The organism is Adlercreutzia sp. DFI.6.23 (assembly GCF_024462535.1).
GTDB lineage: Bacteria > Actinomycetota > Coriobacteriia > Coriobacteriales > Eggerthellaceae > Adlercreutzia > Adlercreutzia rubneri.
Window position 1 is genome coordinate 1 of sequence record NZ_JANGBP010000124.1, and the last position, 425, is coordinate 425.

The 425-nt window shown below is 64.7% G+C and carries 1 protein-coding gene; it reads left to right on the forward strand.

Going from position 1 to position 425, the window contains the following annotated elements:
- A partial coding sequence (locus NE591_RS12630) for a DUF169 domain-containing protein (protein WP_256156790.1) occupies window positions 1–268 on the forward strand: 268 nt, incomplete at its 5' end.
- Window positions 269–425: the final 157 nt, after the last annotated feature.

Genomic DNA, 425 nt, shown 5'->3' on the forward strand with positions numbered 1-425 from the left:
GTCCTACTATACTGGTCACAGGCACGACTTCCACGCATCCGGCTACAAAGCCCAGTGCGTCGAGACCACGCTCATCCCGCTCACCTCCGGTGAGATCAACATCTCGTTCGGCTGTTACGGGTGCCGCGCTTCGTCGGACGTGGACGACAGCCTCATGATGATGGGCATCCCCGTGACCCTCATGGACGAGGTGGTGCGGGGATTGCGCGAGCTGGTGCGCCGGGCCATTCCGCAGTCGCGCGACAAAGTGTATCTGCCGCCGTTCTAGGAGCACCGCGATGTCAGATGTGCCTTTCACGTTGCGAGACGCTCGCGAGTCCGATCTCGCTTATGCGGGCGCGCTAGCGACCGGCCGCGTGACGCTAGGGCTTGTCGTCGTGGCCGCGCTGGCGGCGCTGCTCGCCATCGGCTGCTGCCATGTCGCC